This window comes from Micrococcales bacterium (assembly GCA_016703125.1).
Classification (GTDB): domain Bacteria; phylum Actinomycetota; class Actinomycetes; order S36-B12; family UBA10799; genus JADKAV01.
On sequence record JADJCR010000001.1, the window covers coordinates 86,739 to 109,749 of the forward strand.

General features: G+C 69.0%; 19 protein-coding genes and 3 pseudogenes. 12 read left to right on the forward strand and 10 right to left on the reverse strand.

Annotated features, from left to right (window positions below):
* Positions 1–32 precede the first annotated feature (32 nt).
* The 10 genes and pseudogenes from ilvD to IPG68_00470 all read left to right on the forward strand — a co-directional run bounded on the left by ilvD (position 33) and on the right by IPG68_00470 (position 11,647).
* A pseudogene (ilvD, locus tag IPG68_00425) lies at positions 33–1,707 on the forward strand (dihydroxy-acid dehydratase).
* A 9-nt stretch (positions 1,708–1,716) separates the two neighbouring features.
* Complete coding sequence (locus IPG68_00430; protein ID MBK6761829.1) at positions 1,717–2,568, forward strand: LLM class flavin-dependent oxidoreductase; 852 nt, start codon at positions 1,717–1,719, stop codon at positions 2,566–2,568.
* A gap of 174 nt (positions 2,569–2,742) precedes the next feature.
* A complete protein-coding gene (locus IPG68_00435; GenBank protein ID MBK6761830.1) occupies positions 2,743–4,473 on the forward strand; it encodes an acetolactate synthase large subunit in 1,731 nt (576 codons plus the stop codon).
* A complete protein-coding gene (gene ilvN, locus IPG68_00440; protein ID MBK6761831.1) occupies positions 4,473–4,994 on the forward strand; it encodes an acetolactate synthase small subunit in 522 nt (173 codons plus the stop codon). Before IPG68_00435 ends, ilvN begins: the two co-directional genes overlap by 1 nt.
* Positions 4,994–6,055, forward strand: a complete 1,062-nt coding sequence (locus tag IPG68_00445) for an ionic transporter y4hA (GenBank protein ID MBK6761832.1) — start codon at positions 4,994–4,996, stop codon at positions 6,053–6,055. The genes ilvN and IPG68_00445 overlap by 1 nt, the downstream gene beginning before the upstream one ends.
* A gap of 57 nt (positions 6,056–6,112) precedes the next feature.
* The gene (ilvC, locus tag IPG68_00450) at positions 6,113–7,138 is read left to right on the forward strand and encodes a ketol-acid reductoisomerase (protein MBK6761833.1); all 1,026 of its coding nucleotides are present in this window, start codon (positions 6,113–6,115) and stop codon (positions 7,136–7,138) included.
* A complete protein-coding gene (locus IPG68_00455) occupies positions 7,135–7,749 on the forward strand; it encodes a DUF1211 domain-containing protein (GenBank protein ID MBK6761834.1) in 615 nt (204 codons plus the stop codon). Before ilvC ends, IPG68_00455 begins: the two co-directional genes overlap by 4 nt.
* Positions 7,677–8,562 (forward strand): annotated as a pseudogene (locus IPG68_00460) (fructosamine kinase family protein). The gene IPG68_00455 and the pseudogene IPG68_00460 overlap by 73 nt, the downstream one beginning before the upstream one ends.
* 22 nt (positions 8,563–8,584) lie before the next feature.
* Positions 8,585–10,171, forward strand: coding sequence for a phosphoglycerate dehydrogenase (locus tag IPG68_00465; protein MBK6761835.1), 1,587 nt, complete (start codon positions 8,585–8,587; stop codon positions 10,169–10,171).
* 84 nt (positions 10,172–10,255) lie between these two features.
* On the forward strand, positions 10,256–11,647 hold the full coding sequence (locus IPG68_00470; protein ID MBK6761836.1) for a glutamate decarboxylase: 1,392 nt from the start codon (positions 10,256–10,258) through the stop codon (positions 11,645–11,647).
* Here the strand turns inward: IPG68_00470 and IPG68_00475 are convergent.
* Genes IPG68_00475 through leuA form a run of 5 tightly spaced genes read right to left on the reverse strand, consistent with a single transcriptional unit; the run spans position 11,644 to position 16,017 of the window.
* Positions 11,644–12,423 (reverse strand): SDR family NAD(P)-dependent oxidoreductase, encoded by a 780-nt coding sequence (locus IPG68_00475; protein MBK6761837.1) that lies wholly within the window; start codon positions 12,421–12,423, stop codon positions 11,644–11,646. The two genes, IPG68_00470 and IPG68_00475, sit on opposite strands and share 4 nt — an antisense overlap.
* A gap of 45 nt (positions 12,424–12,468) precedes the next feature.
* On the reverse strand, positions 12,469–12,630 hold the full coding sequence (locus IPG68_00480; protein MBK6761838.1) for a hypothetical protein: 162 nt from the start codon (positions 12,628–12,630) through the stop codon (positions 12,469–12,471).
* Positions 12,631–12,651: 21 nt separating this feature from the next.
* A complete protein-coding gene (locus tag IPG68_00485; protein MBK6761839.1) occupies positions 12,652–13,170 on the reverse strand; it encodes a hypothetical protein in 519 nt (172 codons plus the stop codon).
* The gene (locus IPG68_00490; GenBank protein ID MBK6761840.1) at positions 13,091–14,248 is read right to left on the reverse strand and encodes a S8 family serine peptidase; all 1,158 of its coding nucleotides are present in this window, start codon (positions 14,246–14,248) and stop codon (positions 13,091–13,093) included. Before IPG68_00490 ends, IPG68_00485 begins: the two co-directional genes overlap by 80 nt.
* Before the next feature lie 59 nt (positions 14,249–14,307).
* Positions 14,308–16,017, reverse strand: coding sequence for a 2-isopropylmalate synthase (gene leuA / locus IPG68_00495; protein MBK6761841.1), 1,710 nt, complete (start codon positions 16,015–16,017; stop codon positions 14,308–14,310).
* Between the two features lie 162 nt (positions 16,018–16,179).
* On the opposite strand from leuA, the gene IPG68_00500 reads away from it, so the two are divergent.
* Positions 16,180–16,875, forward strand: coding sequence for a gamma-glutamyl-gamma-aminobutyrate hydrolase family protein (locus IPG68_00500; GenBank protein MBK6761842.1), 696 nt, complete (start codon positions 16,180–16,182; stop codon positions 16,873–16,875).
* 28 nt (positions 16,876–16,903) lie between these two features.
* On the opposite strand, the gene IPG68_00505 is transcribed toward IPG68_00500, so the two are convergent.
* Complete coding sequence (locus tag IPG68_00505; GenBank protein MBK6761843.1) at positions 16,904–17,971, reverse strand: histone deacetylase family protein; 1,068 nt, start codon at positions 17,969–17,971, stop codon at positions 16,904–16,906.
* A gap of 9 nt (positions 17,972–17,980) precedes the next feature.
* On the opposite strand from IPG68_00505, the gene IPG68_00510 reads away from it, so the two are divergent.
* Positions 17,981–19,060, forward strand: coding sequence for a P1 family peptidase (locus tag IPG68_00510; GenBank protein ID MBK6761844.1), 1,080 nt, complete (start codon positions 17,981–17,983; stop codon positions 19,058–19,060).
* 10 nt (positions 19,061–19,070) lie between these two features.
* On the opposite strand, the pseudogene IPG68_00515 reads toward IPG68_00510, so the two are convergent.
* The 4 genes and pseudogenes from IPG68_00515 to IPG68_00530 all read right to left on the reverse strand — a co-directional run bounded on the left by IPG68_00515 (position 19,071) and on the right by IPG68_00530 (position 22,964).
* A pseudogene (locus IPG68_00515) lies at positions 19,071–20,073 on the reverse strand (ABC transporter ATP-binding protein).
* Entirely contained in the window at positions 20,043–21,014 is a 972-nt protein-coding gene (locus tag IPG68_00520; protein MBK6761845.1) for an ABC transporter ATP-binding protein, read from the reverse strand. Before IPG68_00520 ends, IPG68_00515 begins: the two are co-directional and overlap by 31 nt.
* Position 21,015: 1 nt before the next feature.
* Positions 21,016–21,948, reverse strand: a complete 933-nt coding sequence (locus tag IPG68_00525; protein ID MBK6761846.1) for an ABC transporter permease — start codon at positions 21,946–21,948, stop codon at positions 21,016–21,018.
* On the reverse strand, positions 21,948–22,964 hold the full coding sequence (locus tag IPG68_00530) for an ABC transporter permease (GenBank protein ID MBK6761847.1): 1,017 nt from the start codon (positions 22,962–22,964) through the stop codon (positions 21,948–21,950). Before IPG68_00530 ends, IPG68_00525 begins: the two co-directional genes overlap by 1 nt.
* Positions 22,965–23,011: the final 47 nt, after the last annotated feature.

The window sequence follows — 23,011 nt, forward strand, 5'->3', positions numbered from 1 at the left end:
CAGCCCAACCCCCCCGGCGATACCCTGACGCCATGGCCGACATGAAACCGCGCAGTTCCGTTGTCACCGATGGCCTCGAACGCGCCCCCGCCCGCGGTATGTTGCGCGCGGTCGGCATGAGCGACCAGGACTTCGACAAGCCGCAGATCGGGGTGGCGTCGAGCTGGAACGAGATCACCCCCTGCAACCTGTCCCTGGACCGCCTCGCGAAAGCGGCCAAGGAGGGTGTGCACGCTGCCGGGGGGTTCCCGCTGCAGTTCGGGACGATCTCGGTGTCCGACGGCATCAGCATGGGGCACGAGGGGATGCACTTCTCCCTAGTCAGCCGGGAGATCATCGCTGACTCCGTGGAGACGGTGATGAACGCCGAGATGCTCGACGGCATGGTGACCTTCGCCGGCTGCGACAAGAGCCTGCCGGGGATGATGATGGCCGCCGCCCGCTTGGACGTGGCATCGGTGTTCGTCTACGCCGGTTCCATCCTGCCCGGCAAGGTCGGGGACCGCGATGTCACCATCATCGACGCCTTCGAGGCGGTCGGTGCGTGCGCGCGGGGTTTGATCACCCGTGAGGAGGTCGATGAGATCGAGCGGGCCATCTGCCCCGGTGAGGGTGCCTGCGGCGGCATGTACACCGCGAACACGATGGCGAGCATCGGCGAGGCCATGGGCCTGTCATTGCCGGGGTCGGCTGCCCCGCCCGCGGTGGACCGCCGCCGGGACACCTACGCCCGTCGCTCGGGGGAGGCTGTCGTCGAGCTGATCCGGCAGGGGCATCACGGCCCGGCAGATCATGACCCGCGAGGCGTTCGAGAACGCCATCACCGTGCTGATGGCACTCGGCGGATCCACCAATGCCGTGCTCCACCTGCTGGCGATGGCCCACGAGGCTGAGGTGGACTTGGAGCTCGAGGACTTCCACCGCATCGGTTCCCGGGTGCCGTTGCTGGGAGACCTCAAGCCCTTCGGCCGGTACGTCATGAGCGACGTGGACCGGGTCGGCGGCCTGCCCGTGGTGATGAAGGCGCTGCTGGAAGCCGGGCTGTTGCACGGCGACTGCATGACGGTCACGGGGCGCACGGTGGCGGAGAACCTCGCCGACCTGCAGCCGGCGGACCCGGACGGGAACATCCTGCACGCGGTCGACAGCGCACTGGACACCCACGGCGGCATCACCGTGCTGTCGGGGTCGATGTGCCCCGAAGGCGCCGTCGTGAAGAGCGCCGGGGTTCCGGTCGACGTCTTCGAGGGGTCGGCCCGGGTATTCGAGCGCGAGCAGGCCGCCATGGCGGCGCTGGAGGACGGCACCATTCAGGCCGGTGACGTCGTGGTCATCCGCTACGAGGGTCCGAAGGGTGGTCCCGGCATGCGCGAGATGCTGATGATCACCGGCGCCATCAAGGGGGCGGGCCTGGGCAAGGACGTCCTGCTCATCACCGACGGCCGCTTCTCAGGTGGCACCACCGGGTTGTGCGTGGGGCATGTCGCCCCGGAGGCGGCGGACGGCGGGCCGATCGCCCTGGTCCGCGATGGCGACCGGGTGCGTATCGACCTGAAGGACCGCACCCTGGACCTGCTGGTCGACGACGACGAACAAGCCGCTCGGCGGGAGGCCTGGCAACCGCTGCCGGCCCGCTACGAGCGGGGCGTGCTGGCCAAGTACGCCCGGCTGGTGGGTTCGGCCTCGCGCGGCGCGGTCTGCGACTGATCCGTGCGCATAGGCGTCGCGGTCCTGCCCGCGGATCCTTGGCCGCAGGCTGCAGTTCGGGTTCAGCAGCTGGAGGCGCTCGGGTATGCGCACCTGTGGACCTACGACCACCTTTCCTGGCGACGGTTCCGCGATTCCGACTGGTTCGGCGCAGTGCCGTGGCTGACCGGGGTCGCTGCGGTCACCGAGCGCATCCGGGTGGGAACGCTGGTCGCGTCCCCGAACTTCCGGCACCCGGTGACGCTGGCCAAGGATGTGCTGACCCTCGATCACGTCAGCGGCGGGCGGCTGACACTGGGCATCGGCGCTGGCGGCACCGGGTACGACGCGACGGTCTTCGGCAATGCGGTGCCCAGCCCCCGGGAGCGCGCCGACCGCCTGGGCGACTTCCTCGAGGTGATGGACGGGCTGCTGACCCAGCCCACGTTCTCATCGGACAACCCCCGCTACCCGGTCGATGCCGCGCAGAACATCCCCGCGTGCGTGCAGCATCCGCGAGTGCCCTTCCTGGTGGCTGCCGCGGGTCGGGGCACGCTGCGCATGGCGGCCCGCTACGGGCAGGGGTGGGTCACGTATGGCAGGGATGGCGATCAGTCGCTGGCGGAGTTGGAGGCCGTGGTCCTGGCGCAGGCGGCCGTCCTCGACGAGCAGTGTGAGCGCCTGAGCCGGGATCCTGCGACCATCGACCGGGTGCTGGTGTCGTCGCACCGACTCACGGGCGTGGACGTGGTCGAGCACCTGCTGGGGATCTGCGAACGCGTCGGCATGACCGACCTCATCGTGCACGACCCCCGGCCCGGCGACAGCGAGCTCGACGCCGACCCGCAGGTGATGGCGGCGATCGCCGCGGCGTTCCTGTGACTGGCCCCGTCCGACACGGGCCCCGGGTTGGCAGTCTGTGGGCCGCAGGATACTCTGAACGGGTGCAGCACCTGATTCTCGTAAGTGAGCGCGTCTGAGCCCCTCCCGGGACAGGCGCGCTACCCTCCGTTACCCATTCGGGTCGGGGGGTTTTTCGTTGCAGGAAGGATGACCATGGCCGAGCACATGACCGGCGCCGCCAGTCTGATCAAGTCGCTGGAGCATGCCGGGGTCGACACCGTATTCGGCATCCCAGGTGGTGCGATCCTGCCTGCCTACGACCCGCTGATGGACTCCAAGCAGGTGCGCCACATCCTCGTGCGCCACGAGCAGGCCGCCGGTCACGCGGCGGAGGGCTACGCGCAGACCTCCGGCAAGGTGGGCGTCTGCATGGCCACCTCCGGGCCGGGCGCGACCAACCTCGTCACCCCCATCGCCGATGCCTACATGGACTCGGTCCCGATCGTCGCGATCACCGGCCAGGTGCCGAGTGCCGCGATCGGCACGGACGCCTTCCAGGAAGCTGACATCTCCGGCATCACCATGCCGATCGTCAAGCACAACTACCTCGTCACCGATCCCGCGGAGATCCCGCGCGTGATCGCCGAGGCGTTTCACCTGGCAGGCACCGGGAGGCCGGGGCCAGTCCTCGTGGACATCAGCAAGGACGCCCTGGCCTCCCGAACAACCTTCGAATGGCCCGATTCCGTCGAACTGCCCGGTTACCGGCCGAACACCGTGCCGCATGGGAAGCAGGTCAAGGAAGCGGCCAAACTCATCGCGAAGGCGAAGCGGCCGGTGCTCTACGTGGGCGGCGGCGTGGTGCGGGCAGGTGCCTCGGCGGAACTGTTCGAACTGGCGGAGATGACCGGTATCCCGGTGGTGACCACGCTGATGGCCAGGGGCGTCTTCCCGGACAGTCACCGGCAGAACCTCGGCATGCCCGGGATGCACGGCACCGTCCCCGCGGTCGGGGCGTTGCAGAAGGCCGACCTGCTCATCGCCCTCGGCACGCGGTTCGACGACCGGGTCACCGGTCACCTGGATTCCTTCGCCCCTGAGGCCAAGATCATCCACGCCGACATCGATCCGGCCGAAATCGGCAAGAACCGCCACGCCGACGTGCCGATCGTGGGGGATGCGAAGGCCACGATCCTGGCGCTCATCGACGCCCTGAAGCACCGCAAGGACGACATCGACATCGCGCAGTGGTGGCAGTTGATCGACGGCTGGGTCGAACGCTTCCCGCTCGGCTACGAGGAACACCCGGATGCCCTCGAACCGCAGTACGTGCTGGAGCGCCTCGGCCAGATCGTCGGACCGGACGCGATCTATGTGGCAGGCGTCGGCCAGCACCAGATGTGGGCCTCGCAGTTCATCGGATACGAGAAGCCGGGCCACTGGCTCAACTCCGGCGGGCTGGGGACGATGGGGTACTCGGTGCCGGCTGCGATGGGGGCCAAAGTCGGGGCGCCGGACAAGGTGGTCTGGGCCGTCGACGGCGACGGCTGCTTCCAGATGACCAACCAGGAGTTGGCCACCTGCGCCATCAACAACATCCCCATCAAGGTGGCGTTGATCAACAACTCCAGCCTGGGCATGGTCCGGCAGTGGCAGACCCTGTTCTACAACGAGCGGTACTCCAACACCGATCTGCAGTCCCACCAGTTCCCGGACTTCGTGAAGCTGGCTGAGGCGTACGTGTGCTACGGCCTGCGGGCCGACAGCCGCGACCAGGTCGATGTCGTGATCGAGAAGGCCATGGCCCTCAACGACGCACCAGTGGTCATCGACTTCCAGGTCCACCGCGACGCGATGGTCTGGCCGATGGTGCCGGCCGGTACCAGCAACGACCTCATTACAACCGCGCGCGACCTCGCGCCGGCCTGGGACCGGGAGGACTGATGAGCCGTCACACACTGTCCGTGCTCGTGGAGAACAAGCCGGGTGTGCTTGCGCGCATCGCCGGGCTGTTCAGCCGCCGCGGCTTCAACATCGACTCCTTGGCGGTGGGGCCCACGGAGAACCCGTCCGTGAGCCGCATGACGATCGTGGTCAGCGTCGACAAGTTGCCGCTGGAGCAGGTGACCAAACAACTCAACAAGCTGATCAACGTCCTGAAGATCGTCGAACTCGACGACAACTCGGTGCAGCGCGAGCTCGTCCTCGTCAAGGTCAAGGCCAACAACGAGATGCGTTCCAACGTGCTCGAGATCGCCACGCTGTTCCGGGCGAAGGTGGTGGACGTGGCACCGGAGACGCTGACCGTCGAAGCCACCGGAAGCCGCGACAAACTCGAGGCGCTGCTGCGGGTGCTGGAGCCGTACGGGATCAAGGAACTCGTTCAGTCCGGGGTGGTGGCCGTCGGCCGCGGTGGCAAGTCGATCTCCGACCGTTCCCTGCGCGCAGTGGACCGCAGCGCCTAGTGGAGAGCGCCGCCCGCCTCGCGCCGGTCCTGGGACTCGTGGTGCTCGTGGCGACCTGGGGTCGCAGTCTCTCCGGAGTGCTCGCGTTCGTCATCGGATTCGTGCTCGTGGCGGCGGTGCTGGCGGCAGTGCACCATGCGGAAGTGGTGGCGCACCGCGTCGGCGAACCGTTCGGATCGTTGGTGCTGGCGGTGGCGGTGACGGTCATCGAGGTGGCCCTCATCGTCGCGCTGATGACCAGTGGTGGCGTGAAGGCCGAGACCCTGGCCAGGGACACGGTGTTCAGCGCCATCATGATCACCACGTTGGGCATCGTGGGGGTTTCGCTGCTCGCCGCGACCTTGCGCCGACCGATCGTGAAGTTCAACTCCGAGGGGGCCGGCGGCGCGCTGGCGACCATCGGGACGCTGGCGGTGCTCACCCTGGTGATACCCACGTTCACCAGAAGCTCGCCCGGCCCGACGTTCACCCCCGGGCAACTGGCATTCGCCGCGGTGGCCTCGCTGTCGCTGTATCTGTTGTTCGTATTCGTGCAGACCGTGCGGCACCGGGACTACTTCCTGGACCGCAGCGGCCACGAGGACGATCACATGCCGCCGCCGGACAACCGGACCGCGGGGATCAGCGTCGGGCTGCTGCTGGTCTCCCTGGTGGCTGTCGTCGGCTTGGCGAAGACGCTGTCGCCGACGATCGAGTCCGCGGTGCTGGCAGCAGGACTGCCGCTGGCATTCGTGGGTGTCATCATCGCGCTGGTGGTGCTGCTGCCGGAGGGCCTCGCGGCCTTGCGTGCCGCCCGCTTGGGCCGCGTGCAGACCAGCCTGAACCTGGCCTTCGGGTCGGCCATGGCCAGCATCGGCCTGACGATCCCCACGATCGCCGTGGCCCAGATCTGGCTGTCCACGAAATTGCAGTTGGGACTCGGTCCGCTGCAGATAGTGCTCCTGGCGATCGCGCTGTTCGTATCGACACTGACTGTGGTGCCGGGGCGGGCCACTCTGCAGCAGGCCGGGGTGCACCTGGCCGTGTTCGCGGCCTTCCTCGCGGTCTCGGTGGCACCATGACGCCTGCGACGATCCCCCACCTGAGAGACTGTGACACACCCGTACAAGGAGAATGAAGTGGCTGAACTGTTCTACGAAGACGACGCCGATCTGTCGATCATCCAGGGCCGCAAGGTGGCCATCCTGGGGTACGGATCGCAGGGGCACGCCCACGCGCTGAACCTGCGTGACTCCGGTGTCGACGTGCGGGTTGGTCTGGCCGAGGGGTCGAAGTCGCGGGCCAAGGCCGAGGCCGAGGGCTTGCGTGTCGTCGACCCGGCAACCGCCTGCGCGGAAGCCGATCTGATCATGGTGCTCGTCCCGGACCCGGTGCAGCGCGGCCTGTACGCCGAGGCCATCCGCGACAACCTCGAGTCCGGTGACGCGCTGTTCTTCGCCCACGGCTTCAACATCCGGTTCGGTTACATCCAGCCGCCCGCGGACATCGACGTGTGCATGGTGGCTCCCAAGGGGCCCGGGCACCTGGTGCGACGGGAGTACACCTCCGGGCGGGGCGTCCCGTGCATCGTGGCCGTCGAGCAGGACGCGACGGGCAACGCGTGGGCACTGGCCCTGTCCTACGCCCGCGCCATGGGGTCCTTGCGCGCCGGCGGCATCAAGTCCACATTCACCGAGGAGACCGAGACCGACCTGTTCGGCGAGCAGGCGGTCCTGTGTGGTGGGGCATCCGCGCTCGTCCAGGCCGGATTCGAGACATTGGTCGAGGCCGGCTACCAGCCGGAGGTCGCCTACTTCGAGTGCCTGCACGAGCTCAAGCTCATCGTCGACCTCATGTACGAGGGCGGCATCGCCAAGCAGCGCTGGAGTGTGTCCGACACCGCCGAGTACGGGGACTACGTCTCCGGCCCGCGGGTCATCGACGCGCATGTGAAGCAGAACATGAAGGACGTCCTCGGCGACATCCAGTCGGGCGCGTTCGCCCAGCGGTTCATCGACGACCAGGACGCCGGTGCGCCGGAATTCGCGGCGATGCGCCAGGCAGGCGAGCAGCACCAGATCGAGGAAGTCGGCCGCGAACTGCGCCAACTCATGGCATGGGTGGCCACCGACGACGACTACACGGAGGGCACCGCCGCGCGATGAGCGACGCACCGGAGCGGTTCGGTGCCGACCGCATCATCGCGTTCAGCGACGCCGTGGTGGCGATCGCGATCACGGTGTTGCTCCTGCCGCTGGCGGACATCGATGTCACGAACGGCGACGTGTTCGCCGCGCTGCAGGACCACGGGCAGTTGCTCGGAGGGCTGACCCTGACCTGGCTGATCATCGCCGTGTTCTGGGTGGGCCACCACCGGCTGTTTAACCGGGTGAAGGCCGTGGACGGCCTGACCCTATGGCTGAACTTCGGCTGGCTGTTCGCCATCGCGCTGCTGCCGCTGCCGACGAACATCGTCATCGGCAACGACCCCAGCCGGCAGGTGACCGGGTTCTACATCGGCTGGATGGCGCTGATCAGTCTGCTGCTGACGCTGATCCTGTGGCACGTGCGTCGGACGCCCGGGCTGATGTCCACGAAGGTCGACTCGGAGTCGGCGCGGGAGGCACAGATCCGGACCACGTTGATCACCGGCGTCTTCCTGTTCTGTTTGCTGGTGGCCCTGGTCGCTCCGGAGACCGCACTATGGTTCCTGCTGCTGCAGATGCCGGTCGACACCGTTGCCCGGCGCCTGGCGGACCGCACCGCCGCGCGGTGATCGAGGCGCTCACGCCGATCGTCGGCCGGCATCAGGCGACCCCGCTTGCGGGCGGTGACATCTGCCGTGCCTTCCGCGTCCAGGCCCGGGGCCGGGTCTTCTTCGCCAAGACCCCGCGGCGACCCGACCCGCACCTGTTGGTGGTGGAGGCGCAGGGTCTGCAGCGGATAGGCAGCGCGGTACCGGGACTCACCCCGCAGGTGGTGCGCAGATCCGCAGTGGCTGGTCCTGGAGTGGGTCGAGGCGGGCCGGCCGACACGGAGTGCGGCGCGTGACCTCGGCCGCCGACTGGCCGCCCTGCACCGGTGTTCGCCCGGCCACTTCGGCGACGGCCCGGAGCATGGTCGGATCGGCTCGGTGGCCATGCCGGCCGGGCGATTCGACTCGTGGCCGCAGATGTACGCCGAACTCCGGTTGCGCCCGCTGCTCACGACGGACCTGCCGGCGTGCGCGGAACTGGTGGAGGTGTTGTCCGACGCGCCTCAGTGGGCCGGTTCGCCGGAGCCCGCGAGTCTGCTGCACGGCGATCTGTGGGCCGGCAACCTCATCTGGTGCGATGAGCCCCGGCTGGTCGATCCGGCATGCCACGTGGGGCACCGGGAGACCGATCTGGCCATGCTGGCACTGTTCGGCGCGCCGCACCTCGACGAGCTGTTGCAGACGTACGACGCGGCGTTCCCGCTGGGGGCCGGCTGGCGTGACCGGATCGGGTTGCACCAGCTCTGGCCGCTGCTGGTGCACCACCGCCTCTTCGGCGCAGGGTACGGCGCCCGTGCCGAGGCCATCGCCACGGGCTATCTCCGGGCGGTGTGAACCCCATCCGTACCATCGAAGGGTGAGCAAACCCATCGTCCTGATCGCCGAAGAACTCTCACCCGCCACCGTCGACGCACTGGGTCCGGACTTCGAGATCCGCCGCACGGACGGGGCCGATCGCCAGGCTCTGCTGCGGGACATCGTGGACGTGGACGCCATCCTCGTGCGATCCGCGACCCAGGTCGACGCCGAGGCGCTGGCCGCGGCGAAGAAGCTCAAGGTCGTCGCGCGCGCCGGCGTGGGGCTCGACAACGTCGACGTGGACGCCGCCACCCAGGCCGGCGTGATGGTCGTCAACGCCCCGACCTCCAACATCGTCAGCGCCGCTGAACTCGCAGTGGCGCTGCTGCTGGCCAGCGCCCGCAACATCTCCCCGGCCCACGCTGCGCTGAGGCAGGGGGAGTGGAAGCGCTCGAAGTACACCGGGGTCGAGTTGGCTGACAAGACGGTCGGGGTGGTGGGCCTGGGCCGCATCGGTCTGCTGGTGGCTCAACGTCTCAGCGCCTTCGGGGTACGGCTGGTCGCCTACGACCCCTACGTGCAGCCCGCCCGTGCCGCCCAACTGGGCGTGAAGCTGCTGTCGCTGGAGGAGTTGCTCGAGCAGTCCGATTTCATCACCGTGCACCTGCCGAAGACCAAGGAGACGGTCGGGCTCATCGACGCCGGCGCCTTGAAGCTCGTCAAGCCGAGCGTCCACATCATCAATGCCGCGCGCGGCGGGATTGTCGACGAACAGGCCCTGTTCGACGCGCTGGCGGAGGGCCGGGTCGCCGGAGCTGGCGTGGACGTCTACGGCAAGGAGCCGTGCACCGACTCCCCACTCTTCGCCCTGGACAACGTCGTGGCGACCCCGCACCTGGGGGCCTCCACCGACGAGGCGCAGGAGAAGGCCGGGATCGCAGTGGCGAAATCGGTACGACAGGCCCTCGGCGGTGAACTGGTGCCCGACGCCGTCAACGTCCGTGGCGGGGTGATCGCCGAGGAGGTCCGCCCGTTCATCGAGCTGGCCGAGCACCTCGGGCGCATCGCCACCTCCATGGCCCCCTCGGCGGTCGCGCAAGTCACCGTGGAGGCGCTCGGGGAGATCAGTGCCTTCGACGTGAGCGTGCTGGAACTGTCCACGCTCAAGGGCATGTTCTCGGTCCTCATCGACGACCCGGTGTCCTACGTCAACGCGCCGGTCCTCGCCCGCGACCGGGGTGTGGTGACGGCGCTGGTCACCGAGGGTGACTCCCCGGACCACCGGTCAGTGGTGCGGGTGCGGATGGCATGCGCCGACGGGCAGTCGATGGTCGTCGCGGGAACCGTGTTCGGGGTCCGCGACAGCGAGAAGCTCGTCGAGGTCAACGGCCTCGACCTCGACCTCCCGATCAGCGAGCACATGCTGGTGTTCCGTTACGAGGACAAGCCCGGCGTCGTCGGGATCGTCGGGCAGCTGCTGGGTGATGCCGGAGTCAACATCGCCAACATGCAGGTGGGCCGGGATGCCGCCGGCGGTCTGGCACTCGTCGCCTTGACGGTGGACAGCGCGGTCGATCCGCAGACGGTCGCGGCGATCGCGGCTCGCATCGGTGCGGACTCCGGCGCAGCAGTCGACCTGGTGTAGCGCGCCAGCATCCCCCTGCACGGGGGAGCGCGTTGCGCCGTCCCGCAGATAGTCTGACAGCGCCGCCGACCCCTGGGACTAGCGATGCTGCACAGTGAAGATCTCGATCAGATCAAGCGCCTCTACCTGTCGCCGTTGTTCGCCCGGTACGCGGAGCAGACAGCAATCGTCGCGCACCGACTGGAGGAGGATGGCCGGGATCCGCGGGTCGCGTATCAACTCATCCACGACGAGTTGATGCTCGACGGGAATGCCCGGCAGAACCTCGCGACGTTCGTGACCACGCTGATGGACGACGAGGCGGACAGGCTCTTCGCCGAGACCTACGACAAGAACATGATCGACAAGGACGAGTATCCGCAGACCGCGGCGATGGAGGCGCGGTGCGTGAGCATCATCGCCAACCTGTGGAACTCACCGGAGCACGACACCGCGATCGGGACGTCCACCATCGGCTCCAGCGAGGCGGTCATGCTCGCCGGGCTGGCGCTCAAGCGGCGGTGGCAGCAGAAGCAGAAGGAGGCCGGCAAACCCACGGACCGCCCGAACATGGTCATGGGCCAGAACGTGCAGGTCGTCTGGGAGAAGTTCTGCCGCTACTGGGACGTCGAGCCCCGCTACGCGCCGCTGGCCGAGGGCAGGCTGCACCTGACGGCCGAGGAGGCGGTCAGACTCGTCGATGAGAACACCATCGGGGTGGTCGCCATCCTCGGCTCCACCTTCGACGGGTCCTATGAGCCGGTCATCGACATCGCGCAGGCCCTCGACGCCGTCCAGCAGGACAAGGGCTGGGACATCCCTGTGCATGTGGACGCCGCGTCCGGCGGCTTCGTGGCGCCGTTCATCGACCCGGACCTGGAGTGGGACTTCCGGGTACCTCGGGTGCACTCCATCAACTCCTCGGGCCACAAGTACGGCCTGGTCTACCCGGGTGTGGGGTGGGTCGTGTGGCGGACTCACGAGTGTGTTCCCGAGGACCTGATCTTCCACGTGAACTACCTCGGCGGCGACATGCCCACCTTCACGCTGAACTTCTCGCGGCCGGGCAGCCAGATCATCCTGCAGTACTACCGCTTCCTCCGACTCGGTTTCGAGGGGTACCGGGCGATTCAGCAGGCCTGCCGCAACACCGCGATGTACATGGCCGCCGAGATCGCTGAGATGGGGCCCTACGAGTTGGCCACCGACGGCTCGGAACTGCCGGTCTTCTTCTTCACGCTCAAGGCGGACCGGAAGAACTACACGGTCTTCGACGTCTCGGCGAAGTTGCGTGAGCGCGGCTGGCAGGTCCCGGCTTACACGCTGCCGCCGGACCTCACGGACGTTGCAGGCCTGCGCATCGTGGTCCGCAACGGCTTCGGCAGGGACTTGGCCGATCTGCTGCTGGCGGATCTGGCGCACGCCACGGAGTTTTTCGAGAACCTCGACGGTCCGATGCCGGACGACCCCGACCACGCGGCGGGCTTCTCCCACTAAGTTCGTTCCTCGAGGACCTCCATGGTGTGGTCGTACAGGTCGGCCGCCAGTGTGGTGTCGCGGGCGCGCCCCTGCACTGCCGCGGGCTTGGACCGCACGAAGTACTGCCCGGTCACGTCGGCGGGCGCGTCCACGGCCAGGTACACCGACGTCGCGCACCCCTGGTCGAGGTCGTCGCGACCGTCGACCCGGAATCCCTCCGTGAGGAGTTTGGTGCCGATCACCCCGGGGTGCAGAGCATTGACGCTCACGGTGGCGCCAGGTCCGAGCCGGCGTGCGGTCTCCTGAGCCATGAGCAGGTTCGCGAGTTTGCTCTGGGCGTAGGCCGCGTAGTGGTCGTAGGGCCGATGTGCGAACTCCGGGTCCTCGAGGTCGAGGTCGGCCCGGCCGTGGGCGATGGACGACACGTAGACGACCCGCCCGCCCCCCGGCATGGTTGGGATCAGCGAGTCCGCCAGCAGGCTGGCCGCGAGGTGGTTGACCACCCAGGTCGCCTCGCCGGACGGCGCCAGCACCCGGTCGCGGGCATAGATCCCGGCGTTGTTGATGAGCACATCCGGGTGCAGTTCTGCGGCTTCGTCGGCCAGGCGCTGCACCTGGTGCAGATCCCCGAGGTCGGCGACCAGCCCGGCGACAGCCCCCACATCTGCCTGGGTCGCCTCGACCCTGTCGGGGTCGCGGCCGTGCACGATGACCTCGCAGCCGCGGGCGCGCAGGGTCTGGGCCGTGCGCAGGCCGATGCCGTCAGTGGATCCGGTGATGAGAACGGTCGTCATGGTGCCCATCCTGCGATGGGCTTCGGGGGTGCGCCACCGCACAGTTCAGTCGGATTTGCCGAAGCCGGCGTTCATCCCGAGCACCGCCCCGATGGCGGCCATCAGCCCGATCCACAGGGTGCTGCCGGTGAGGAACCAAATGACCAAGCCGACGGCGACGCCGCCGGCAATGCCCAGAGCCAGACCGCGCCCGTCGAAGGTGTTCATGACGGCCAAGGCTAGCGGAGGTCAGGAGACGCCGGCACGGGTCCGGAAGGTCGGCGAGATCCAGATCGGGGCGTTCTTGGAGGTCCCGCTGCGAACAGCCAGGATCCGGACCTTCATGCCCGGTGTCGACGTGCGGACCCGGTACCAGACCCGGCCCTCGTGTTTGCCCTTGAACTTGACGGGATCCGACCACGACTTCTGGCGCAACTGCTCCCACGCGACGATGAACTGGCCGGTGGCGGGGATCTTGTAACGGACGTAGCCGTCCTGGATGTCCAGGCGGATCCGGCGCACCTTACGAGTGGTGATCTCAGCGGGCTTGATGCTGGGCAGCGTCGCCCCGCTCGCGGACAGGCTGGTGATCGTGTCCAGCGCCGCGACCGGGTTCACCACGCCGAAGCCATACTCGTCGTCACGACCCGGGTCGCCCAGGTCCGTGGCCGTGCCCAGCAGCAGGTCCTCAGTGTCCAGGTTCAGGCCCAGGGTGCGTTCCCTCGACAGCGCGAGTGCGACGGTCGCGGTGACGAACGGGGTGGCCATCGAGGTCCCCGGCATGCGCACGTACGTGCCACCGCTGTAGGTGCTGAAGATGCCACGCGCGGAGTCGAAACTCCCGCTGCCACCCGGGGCCATGATGTCGACCTGTTTGCCCACCTCGGAGAACGAGGAGCGCTTCATCGCGCGGGTGACGGCCCCACCCCAGCACACCGGGGAAGGCCGCCGGGTACTGCACGGGGTTGTACAGCGAACCACCGGAGTCCAGGTAGGCGTTGCCCACAGCGGCCACGGTGATCACGCCCTTGGACTGGGCGTACTGGATCGCCTTCTGTTCCACGGAACTCGCCGAACCCGAGTAGCTCATGTTGAGCACGTCGGCACCGTGGTCGACCGCCCACACGATGCCCTGTGCGGAGTCACCGGCTCGCACCGACCCGCCGGCATCGGCCACCACGACGGGCATGAGCGACACCCCGGGCGCCAGTCCGACCCCGCCGATGGCGTTGTTCGCAGTCATGGCGATGATCCCAGCGACGTGTGTGCCGTGCCCGTTCGCGTCGGCCCGGCCGTCGGTGCCGTCCACGAAGTCCTTGCCGCGGACGAACAGCCCGGCGAGGTCGGGGTGCCGGGCCACCCCGGAGTCGATCACCGCCACCGTGACCCCGGCGCCGGTCGACGACGCCCACGCGGTCTCGGCCCCCAACGTGTCCAGCGCCCACTGCTCGCCGCGGGCCGGATCCGCCCCGGTCAGCGCGCGGGGTGGCATACCGGTCAGCCGGTGGGTGGCCACGTCGACTTCGACAGCGATCACCGCCGGGTCTGCTTGGACCTCCGCGATGGTCTGGGCGGCCGCGCTCTCCGACGGTGCCCGCTGCGTCTCGATGCGCAGTGAGTCGCCGTCCTGGACCGCGTACACGACGGTCATGGCGCCGGAGTCCCCGGATTCCTCGACCAGGTGTTGCGGATCCGTACTCACAGTCGGGGCAGGCTCGGTCCACTGCACGGAGACCGGCGTGGGCTCGGCGGATGGGACGACGACATCCTCGGCGGCCACCGGGGTCGTCCCCAGGGCCAGCGCCACACTCAGCGCGACCGGGGCCGCGACGATTCTCCACCTCACCTGTCCACGGTACGCCGAGGATGCGACATTCCCGCGACGAACCTGCCGCAGGTGCCGGATCAGGGGCGGTGGGCCCGGTTCACGGCGCTGACCACAGCCTTCAGCGAAGCGGTGACGATCGAGGAATGGATGCCCACGCCCCACAGCACCCGGCCGTCCACCGCGCATTCGAGGTAGGCCGCCGCCTTCGCGTCCCCGCCGGAGGCCAGGGCGTGTTCGTGGTAGTCGAGGACACGCACATCGGCGTGGTCGCGCAGGGCCTCGCAGAAGGCGGCGATCGGGCCGTTGCCATGACCGGTCAGTTCGACAGGCTCGCCGTCGTCGAGGAGGGTCGCCCGCACCACGGTGTCTCCCTCCACCTCACTGACCAGTTCGTGTTTGACCAGGGCGAAGCGGCCCCACGGAGCCTGCGGGTTGGGCAGGTACTCGTCGGTGAAGATGTCCCACATCTGCATGCCCGTCACCTCACCGCCCTCGTCGTCGGTGTGGTGCTGGATCACCGCCGAGAACTCGATCTGCAGCCGGCGCGGCAGTTCCAACTTGTGCTCGGTGCGCATGATGTAGGCGACGCCGCCCTTGCCCGACTGCGAGTTGACGCGGATGACCGCCTCATAGGACCGGCCTACATCCTGTGGGTCGATGGGCAGGTACGGGACCTCCCATTCGACGTCCCGGACGTCCTTGCCCTCCCGCGCGGCGATCACGTCGAGGGCCTTCAGGCCTTTGTTGATCGCATCCTGATGGGAGCCGGAGAACGCGGTGAAGACCAGATCCCCGCCGTACGGGTGGCGTTCGTGCACGGGCAGTTGGTTGCAGTACTCCACGGTCCGGCGGATCTCGTCGATGTCGGAGAAGTCGATCTGCGGGTCGACGCCCTGGCTGAACAGGTTCATGCCCAGGGTCACCAGGCAGACGTTGCCCGTGCGCTCGCCGTTGCCGAACAGGCAGCCCTCGATGCGGTCGGCACCGGCCAGGAAGCCCAGCTCCGCGGCCGCGACCGCGGTCCCGCGGTCGTTGTGGGGGTGCAGGCTCAGCACGATCGAGTCCCGGTGCGCCAGGTTGCGGTGCATCCATTCGATGGAGTCGGCGTAGACGTTGGGGGTGGCCATCTCGACGGTGGCGGGCAGGTTGATGATCACCTTGCGGTCCGGTGTCGGCTGCCACACCTCATTCACCGCGTTGCAGACCTCCACGGCGAACTCGAGTTCGGTCCCGGTGTAGGACTCCGGGGAGTATTCGAAGAAGACGTCGGTCTCCGGCACGGTGTCGGCGTACTTCAGACACAACTGGGCGCCGTGCACCGCGATGTCCTTGATGCCGTCACGGTCGAGACCGAAGACCACCCGCCGTTGCAGGGTGGAGGTGGAGTTGTACAGGTGAACGATGGCCTGCTTGGCCCCCCGGATCGATTCGTAGGTCCGCTCGATCAGGTGGTCACGGGCCTGCGTCAGCACCTGGATGACCACGTCGTCGGGGATGCGGTCCTCCTCGATGAGCTGGCGCACGAAGTCGAAGTCGGTCTGCGAAGCAGACGGGAAGCCCACCTCGATCTCCTTGTAGCCCATGCGCACGAGCAGCTCGAACATGCGCATCTTGCGCGCCGGGCTCATGGGGTCGATGAGGGCCTGGTTGCCGTCGCGCAGATCCACCGCGCACCAGCGCGGGGCCTCGGTGATCACGGTGTCCGGCCAGGTGCGGGCGGGCACGTCGATCCCGGCGAAGGGTTTGTAGCGGCGGAACGCCATGGGGGAGGGCTGCTGTTCGTTCATCGTGGCTCCTGGTTGCGATGGGGACGGGCAACCGGCGCGTCAGGGCTCCGCGACGAGGGGGCCGGTGATCAGGCCTCGCCGCGGCGGCTAAGCAGGAGCCCGCGCAACACCCCTGCAGGCTACCACGGCACGGGTGGGGGTACGTGAGGCCGACGCGGGACAATGGGCGGCATGCGACCCGTGATCGGACTGACCGCCTACGTCGAGCCGGCCCGGTGGGCGGCCTGGCACACCGACGCCACCTTGCTGCACGCCTGGTACCCGGAGGCGGTGATCCGCTCGGGCGGCATTCCGGTGCTGTTGCCCCCGCAGCAGGAAGCGGCGGCCGAACTGGTCTCGCGCATCGACGGGCTGATCCTCACCGGCGGGCCGGACATCGGCGCGACGATGTACGGCCAGGACCCGCATCCGAGCAACGACCGGCCCCGGCATCTGCGTGATGAGTTCGAGGTGGCGGTCTACCGAGCGGCCCGGGAGGTGGATCTGCCGGTATTGGGCATCTGCCGCGGATTGCAGATCATGGCGGTGGCCGAGGGCGGATACCTCACACAGCACCTGCCGGACGTGACGGATCTCCCACACCGCATCAAGCTCGGGACGTTCACCGAGCACACCGCGACCTTCGCGCCGGGGTCGATGATCAGCCAGTTGCTGGGTGCGGAGATGATCGTCAACTCCTCGCACCACCAGGCTGTGGCCGACCCGGGGCGACTGCAGGTCACGGGGCGGGCGGCCGACGCAACCATCGAGGCGTGCGAGGCGTCCGGGGCGCGGTTCGCCCTCGGCGTGCAGTGGCATCCGGAGCACGGCGGCGATGTGCGGTTGTTCCAGGCGCTGGTGGGGGCCTCGGCGCTTTAGGTGGGCGGACTCCAGCCGCCGCCATCACTTAGCCGGCGAGGCCGTGCAGTGCCGCAGCCACCAGCCGCCCGAGGGTCGGGAGGTGGTATCCGCCCTCTTGGACAGCGACGACCGGGACGCCGAGGGCTGCGACCTGCCGGGTAGCGCTGCGGTACCCCTGCTCGGAGACCCGCAGCGGGCTCTCGGGGTCGTCGGCCGCCGCGTCGACACCGAGGGAGAGCACCAAGGCGCCGGGGTCGAACCGGGCAACCGCCTCGATGGCGGTTCCCACTGCGGCCAACCAGCCCTGATCCCCCGTGCCCTCTGGGAGGGGGAGATTGAGGTTCGCCCCCTTGCCGGCCCCCCGGCCGGTCTCGTCGGAGAAGCCGAGGTAGTGCGGGAACCAGCCTGCGCCGGGGTCGACATGCACCGACGTCACCAGCACGTCCGACCGGTCGTAGAAGATCGACTGCGTCCCGTTGGCGTGGTGGGCATCCACGTCGACCACCGCCACCCGGTCGTGCCCGGCCGAGCGCAGCGCCTGTGCCGCGATGGCCGCGTTGTTCAGGTAGCAGGAGCCCCCGAAGGCGTCCCGCGTGACATGGTGACCCGGCGGGCGGCAGGCGGCGTATGCGGCAGCCGCCCCCGAGCAGACGAGGTCGACCGCGGTCAGGGCCGCGTCAGCCGCTGCTCGGGCGGCGGGATACGTACCCGGGCCGACCAGCGTCATCGTGTCGTAGCAGAAGCGGCCCGCGCGGGCGTGGGCGGCGGTCGGCGGACGCAGTGGCAGCCCTGACAGCAACCCCTGCGTGGGGAACAGGTATCCGACCACGCGGTCCTGACCGGGCTCCTCGGGCAAGCCCGCCGCCACCCACTGCGCATACGCGTCGGCAAGGTAGTCCAGCAGTGCGGCGTCGTGGACGGCCAGCACGGGTTCGTCGCCGTGAGCGGTTGCCGCAACGATCGGGTGGCCGGCCGCGGCCAGGGCGGCCCGAATTACCTCGAGCCGCTCGGGCACCTCGGTCCCGGGCGTGTGGATGCCGACCCACACCTCCCCGCCCGGCACATGGAGCAGGCAGTCGTCCGACCAGACCACGGGGAGCGTCATGTGCGGCATGATGCCACCATGCCGCCCGCCTTCCTCGCTCAACCCTGGGGTCGTTTCCCGACCGGTCCGACCGACTCTGTGCTCGACGTACCCGGGGCCGGGCTGGGCCACGCGACGATCGTCCGCGATGACGCCGACCCGCCGGCGGGCGCCGGCATCGCCCGGACCGGGGTGACTGTCGTCGACCCTGGGGGCGACGTCTGGGCCAGCCCGGTGCCGGCGGGGGTCGCGGTCCTCAACGGTGCCGGCGAGCTGACCGGAAGCCTGCAGATCCGCGAGTGGGGGCTGGTCGAGACCCCTGTCTTCCTCACCAGCACGATGCAGGTCGGCCGTGTCTATGACGCTGCGTGCCGGCTGCTCCTGGCTGAACAGCCGGAGATCGCGGACTCGGTGGTGATCCCGGTCGTGGGCGAGTGCGACGACTCGTGGCTCAACGACCCGCGCACCATGCATGTGACGGACGAGGACGTGGCCAAGGCGCTGGCCCAGGCGCGCCTCTCGGCCATGGAAGGCCTCCCCCCTGGGGGCCGGCCGGCATTGAGCGGTTGCGTGGGTGCGGGGACGGGGACCGTGTGCATGGGGTGGAAGGGCGGGATCGGGACCTCGTCGCGCATCCTGCCGGATGGCACCACTGTGGCCGTCGTGCTGCTCACGAACTTCGGCGCACCGCACCAATTGACGCTCCGGGGACGGGCGGTGGGGGAGGAACCGGCCTGGTGGGCGGCACACCACCCCGAGCCGGCAGGCTCATGCATCGGGGTCGTCGTCACCGACGCGCCGCTCGATCCAGCGGCAGCGACCCGCGTTGCAGCCCGGGTCGGTCTCGGGCTGGCGCGGTGCGGTTCGGTCGCACACCACGGCAGCGGCGAGATCTTCTGCTGCCTGGCCACCGGCCTGCGCGTGCCGCGTGGCGAGGTGCCCGGTCGCGACGCGTGGACCGGGTCCCGACTGGACGACCTGTTCGAAGCCACAGTGGACGCGACCGAGTCCGCGGTGTGGGACAGCCTCCTGTATGCGACCACGACCACGGGGCGGCGTGGCCTCACGGTGCCGGCACTGCCGCAGGCGCGGCTCGCAGCCCTGCTGGGACCCCGCTGAGCCAGCCTGCTCACGGGCCGGTCGGGCCCACCAGCCAGCAGGCGGCCTCGTGCCCGCCCGCCCCGGAAAGCATCGGGAGGGGCTTCTCCCGACAACTCGCGGCCACGTCGCGCGCCGCGCCGTCCCGCAGCGCAGGGCACCGGGGATGGAAGCGGCAGCCGGCCGGGATCGCAGTCGGGTCCGGGGGCTCGCCGGTGAGGACGATCGGGTCGACATGGTCGATCTCGGGCACCACCGACAGCAGTGCACGCGTGTAGGGATGCTTCGGCGCTGACAGCACCTCCTCGGTGGGGCCCTGCTCCACGATCCGGCCGAGGTACATGACCGCGATGCGGTCGGCGATGTTCCAGGCGACCCCGAGGTCGTGGGTGACGACCAGCAGGGACAACCCGAGTGACTCCCGCAGGGACAGCAGCAGGGCCAGGATCTCGCCCCCGGACGGACGCGTCCAGCGAACTCACCGGTTCGTCGGCGATGATCACCCGCGGCTGCAGCACCAGTGCCCCGGCGATCACCACGCGCTGGCGCTGGCCGCCGGACAACTCGTGCGGGTACCGCAGGAAGAACCGCTCCGGAGGCCGCAGACCGGCGCGCGCGAGCGCGTCCGCGACGGCGCCCCTCTCGTCACCGTCGAACTTGTGCACCCGCAGCCCCTCCGCGACCGCTTCGTACACCGACCGGCGTGGGTTGAGCGCTCCGGTGGGGTCCTGCAGAACGAGCTGCGTGGTGCGCCGGTGCTTCTTCAGTGCCGCTGAGGAGTACTCCAGCGGACGCCCATCGACCAGGACCTCGCCGCCCGACCGCCGTTCCAGGCCGAGCAGCGCCCGCGACAGTGTCGTTTTTCCACAGCCGCTCTCCCCGACGAGGGCGACGATTTCGCCGCGCCCGAGGCTCAGGTCGACACCGTCGACGGCGCGGGCGGCCCGGTTGCCCCGCCCGTGGAACGTGACCTCCAGGCCGCGGGCCTGCAGGACGGAATCGCTCACGTGCCCACCTCCGGGGCGAACAGGCAGGACGACCAGCGCCGATCACCGGAGGGGCGCAGCGCCACGTCCGTGGTCGCGCACTCGTCGCGTGCGACGGGGCAGCGCGGGTGGAACGCGCATCCTGAGGGCGCCTCGCCGGGGAACGGCGGGTCGCCCGGCAGGCCGCCGGGGCTGTAGCGGAAGCGCCGGTCCCCGATCCGCGGGTACGCGTCGCCCAGCGCGCGTGAGTAGGGGTGATGGGCCTGCTCGAAGACCTGGTCCGATGGACCGAGTTCGACGACCTGACCGGCGTACATGACAGCGAGGTCGTCGCAGGTGGACGCGAGGACGGACAGATCGTGGGAGATGAAGACCATGGCCAGGCCGAGATCCCGAACCCGTTCGGTGAGGACGTCCAGAACTTGCTGTTGGACCATCACGTCGAGGGCTGTCGTGGGCTCGTCGGCCACGATCAGTCGTGGTCCGCAGGCCAGCGCCATGGCGATCATCACCCGCTGCTTCTGCCCTCCGGACAACTGGTGCGGGTACGACTGGGCTACCCGGGAGGGCAGGCCCACCTGCTCCAGCAGATCCCCGACGCGGGCGCGTGCCGTCGGTTCCGACACGGACTTCTCGTGCAGCCGGATCGGCTCGGCGATCTGCCGGCCGACGCGCTGCACCGGGTTCAGCGCGTGCATGGCTCCCTGGAACACCACCGAGGCGCTCGCCCAACGGACCGCGCGCAGACGTCCCCACTTCATCGTGAGGACGTCCTCGCCCTCGAGCAACACGCGCCCGGTGACGGTCGCGGACTTGGGCAGCAGGCGCAGGACGGTCGAGGTCACGGTGGTCTTGCCCGAGCCGGACTCCCCGGCCAGTCCCAGCGAACGCCCGGCATCGACGGTCAGGGACACCTCACGGGCCGCGGGAAGGTCGCCTTGCGCGGACCGGTAGGTGACGCTGACGTCCTGCAGTTCCAGAACGGCCATGTCAGCGACCCCCGAGCCGCGGGTTGACAATCTGCTCGAGCGCTCGGCCGATCATCGTGAAGGAAAGCACCACCAGGACGACGCACAGTCCGGGTGGACCGATGTACCACCAGGCTCCTGCGGAGACCGCGCCATTGGAGAACGCCTGGTCCAGCGTGGCGCCCCACGACGGTCGCAACGGGTCGCCGAGTCCCAGGAACGACAGCGTCGTCTCCGAGAGGATCGCGATCGCGACGGTGAGGGTGGTGTTCGCCAGCACAAGGGGGAACACATTGGGGAGCACGTGACGGGTCATCTGGTGCCAGTTGCCGCTGCCCAGCGCCCGGGACCGCTCCAGGTACGGTCGGCCTTCGACCGACAGGGTCTGAGCCCGGATGAGTCGCGCGGTGCCGGCCCACGACGTGACGCCGATGACGACGATGATGGTCAGCGTCGAACCACCGCCGAGGACGGTCGCCAGCACGATGGCCAAGGGGAGGAACGGGATCACCAGCACCCAGTCCGTCAGCCGTTGCAGAGTGGCGCCACCCAGCCCGGTGTAGTGACCGGAGGCGATCCCCACCGATGTCCCGATGAGCATGGAGATCAGGGTCGCAGCGATGCCGACGGTCAGGGACACCCGCGCACCCCACGCCAACAGGGCCATCATGGACCGCCCCGAGTCGTCGGTGCCCAGCCAGAACTCCCCAGACGGGGGCGCCAGCAGCTCTCCGGTGGCCCGCGTCACGCTGATGGTGTCCGGCGGGAACAGCACCGGGGCCAGCAGCGCCATCAAGGCGAAGAAGGCCAGGATCCCCAAACCCACCATCCCGGCCCGGTGCGTGCGGAACTGGCGCCAACCGCGCCCGAGAGCCTCGCGCCGGCGGATCCGGGCGATGGCGCGACGGCCCTGCGGCGGGGCCGATGCTCCGCCGCTCTGCTGGTCGCCGGCCATCACTGCCTCACTCTCGGGTCGATCACGGCGTAGAGCAGGTCCGCCACGAGATTCGCCAGCACGACGCCGATGGAGAAGAGCAGGAAGATCGCCTGCAGCAGCGCGACGTCGGGGCCGCGCAGAGCCTCGTAGGACAGCAGCCCCAGACCCGGCCAGGAGAACACGGTCTCCACCGTGATGGCGCCGGACACTGTGAAGCCGAGGTTCAGGAAGATGAGGGTGATGGTGGGCAGCAGGGCGTTGGGGACGGCGTGCCGGCGGCGCACGAACTTGTCCGACAGCCCTTTGGCCCGGGCTGTGGTCAGGTAGTCCTCGTCCATCTCGTCCACCAGCGAGGAGCGCATCACCAGTGCGTACTCGGCGAGGTAGACCATGGTCAGCGTCGCGACGGGCAGCACCATGTGCCATGCGACGTCGAGCCATCCTGCCAGGGATGATGTGTCCACGCCCGGCGACGAGATCCCCCCGATCGGGAAGATGCCGGGCAGACCGAAGACCCCGACGCCGAAGACGATCAGCAGGATCATGCCGAGCCAGAACTCGGGCATCGAGTACAGCGTGAGCGTGACTCCGGTGGAGACCTTGTCGAAGGACTTGCCGTTGCGCCACCCCGCCTTGATCCCGATCCAGACGCCGATGATCGAGGCCAACACGATCGCCGTGCCCACCAGCAGCAGCGTGGGCCAGATGCGCTCGGTGACCAGTTCCCAGACGGGCCGGTTGAACTGGGCCGAGTCGATCGTGCTGGAGAACGGGTTCCCCAGGTAGGCGAGGAACTGCTCGAGGACCGGACGGTTCAACTCGGCCCGCAGTTCGGCCAGTTGTTCGGGCGGCACGTTGCGCCCCCGCGTGTACATCCCGATGGGATCGCCGGGCAGGAGCCGGAACAGGAAGAAGTTCACCACCAGGACGAACAGGAGGGTGCCCAGCGCCGCCCCTGTCTTACGCAGGGCGAAGCGCGCCCCGGGGGACAGGCCCCCCTTCTGCGTTCGCGAGAGGGGCGGCGGGCCGGGGATGGGGTCGGGACCCCCGCCCCCGGCGACATCCTGGATCAGCGACACGG

Coding starts and splice junctions, on each gene's coding strand:
- IPG68_00435 (MBK6761830.1), top strand. CDS start 2,743: ATGGCCGAGCACATGACCGGCGCCGCCAGTCTGATCAAGTCGCTGGAG.
- ilvN (MBK6761831.1), top strand. CDS start 4,473: ATGAGCCGTCACACACTGTCCGTGCTCGTGGAGAACAAGCCGGGTGTG.
- IPG68_00455 (MBK6761834.1), top strand. CDS start 7,135: ATGAGCGACGCACCGGAGCGGTTCGGTGCCGACCGCATCATCGCGTTC.
- IPG68_00470 (MBK6761836.1), top strand. CDS start 10,256: ATGCTGCACAGTGAAGATCTCGATCAGATCAAGCGCCTCTACCTGTCG.
- IPG68_00475 (MBK6761837.1), bottom strand. CDS start 12,423: ATGACGACCGTTCTCATCACCGGATCCACTGACGGCATCGGCCTGCGC.
- IPG68_00480 (MBK6761838.1), bottom strand. CDS start 12,630: ATGAACACCTTCGACGGGCGCGGTCTGGCTCTGGGCATTGCCGGCGGC.
- IPG68_00485 (MBK6761839.1), bottom strand. CDS start 13,170: ATGGCCACCCCGTTCGTCACCGCGACCGTCGCACTCGCGCTGTCGAGG.
- leuA (MBK6761841.1), bottom strand. CDS start 16,017: ATGAACGAACAGCAGCCCTCCCCCATGGCGTTCCGCCGCTACAAACCC.
- IPG68_00500 (MBK6761842.1), top strand. CDS start 16,180: ATGGGCGGCATGCGACCCGTGATCGGACTGACCGCCTACGTCGAGCCG.
- IPG68_00505 (MBK6761843.1), bottom strand. CDS start 17,971: ATGCCGCACATGACGCTCCCCGTGGTCTGGTCGGACGACTGCCTGCTC.
- IPG68_00510 (MBK6761844.1), top strand. CDS start 17,981: ATGCCGCCCGCCTTCCTCGCTCAACCCTGGGGTCGTTTCCCGACCGGT.
- IPG68_00520 (MBK6761845.1), bottom strand. CDS start 21,014: ATGGCCGTTCTGGAACTGCAGGACGTCAGCGTCACCTACCGGTCCGCG.
- IPG68_00525 (MBK6761846.1), bottom strand. CDS start 21,948: ATGGCCGGCGACCAGCAGAGCGGCGGAGCATCGGCCCCGCCGCAGGGC.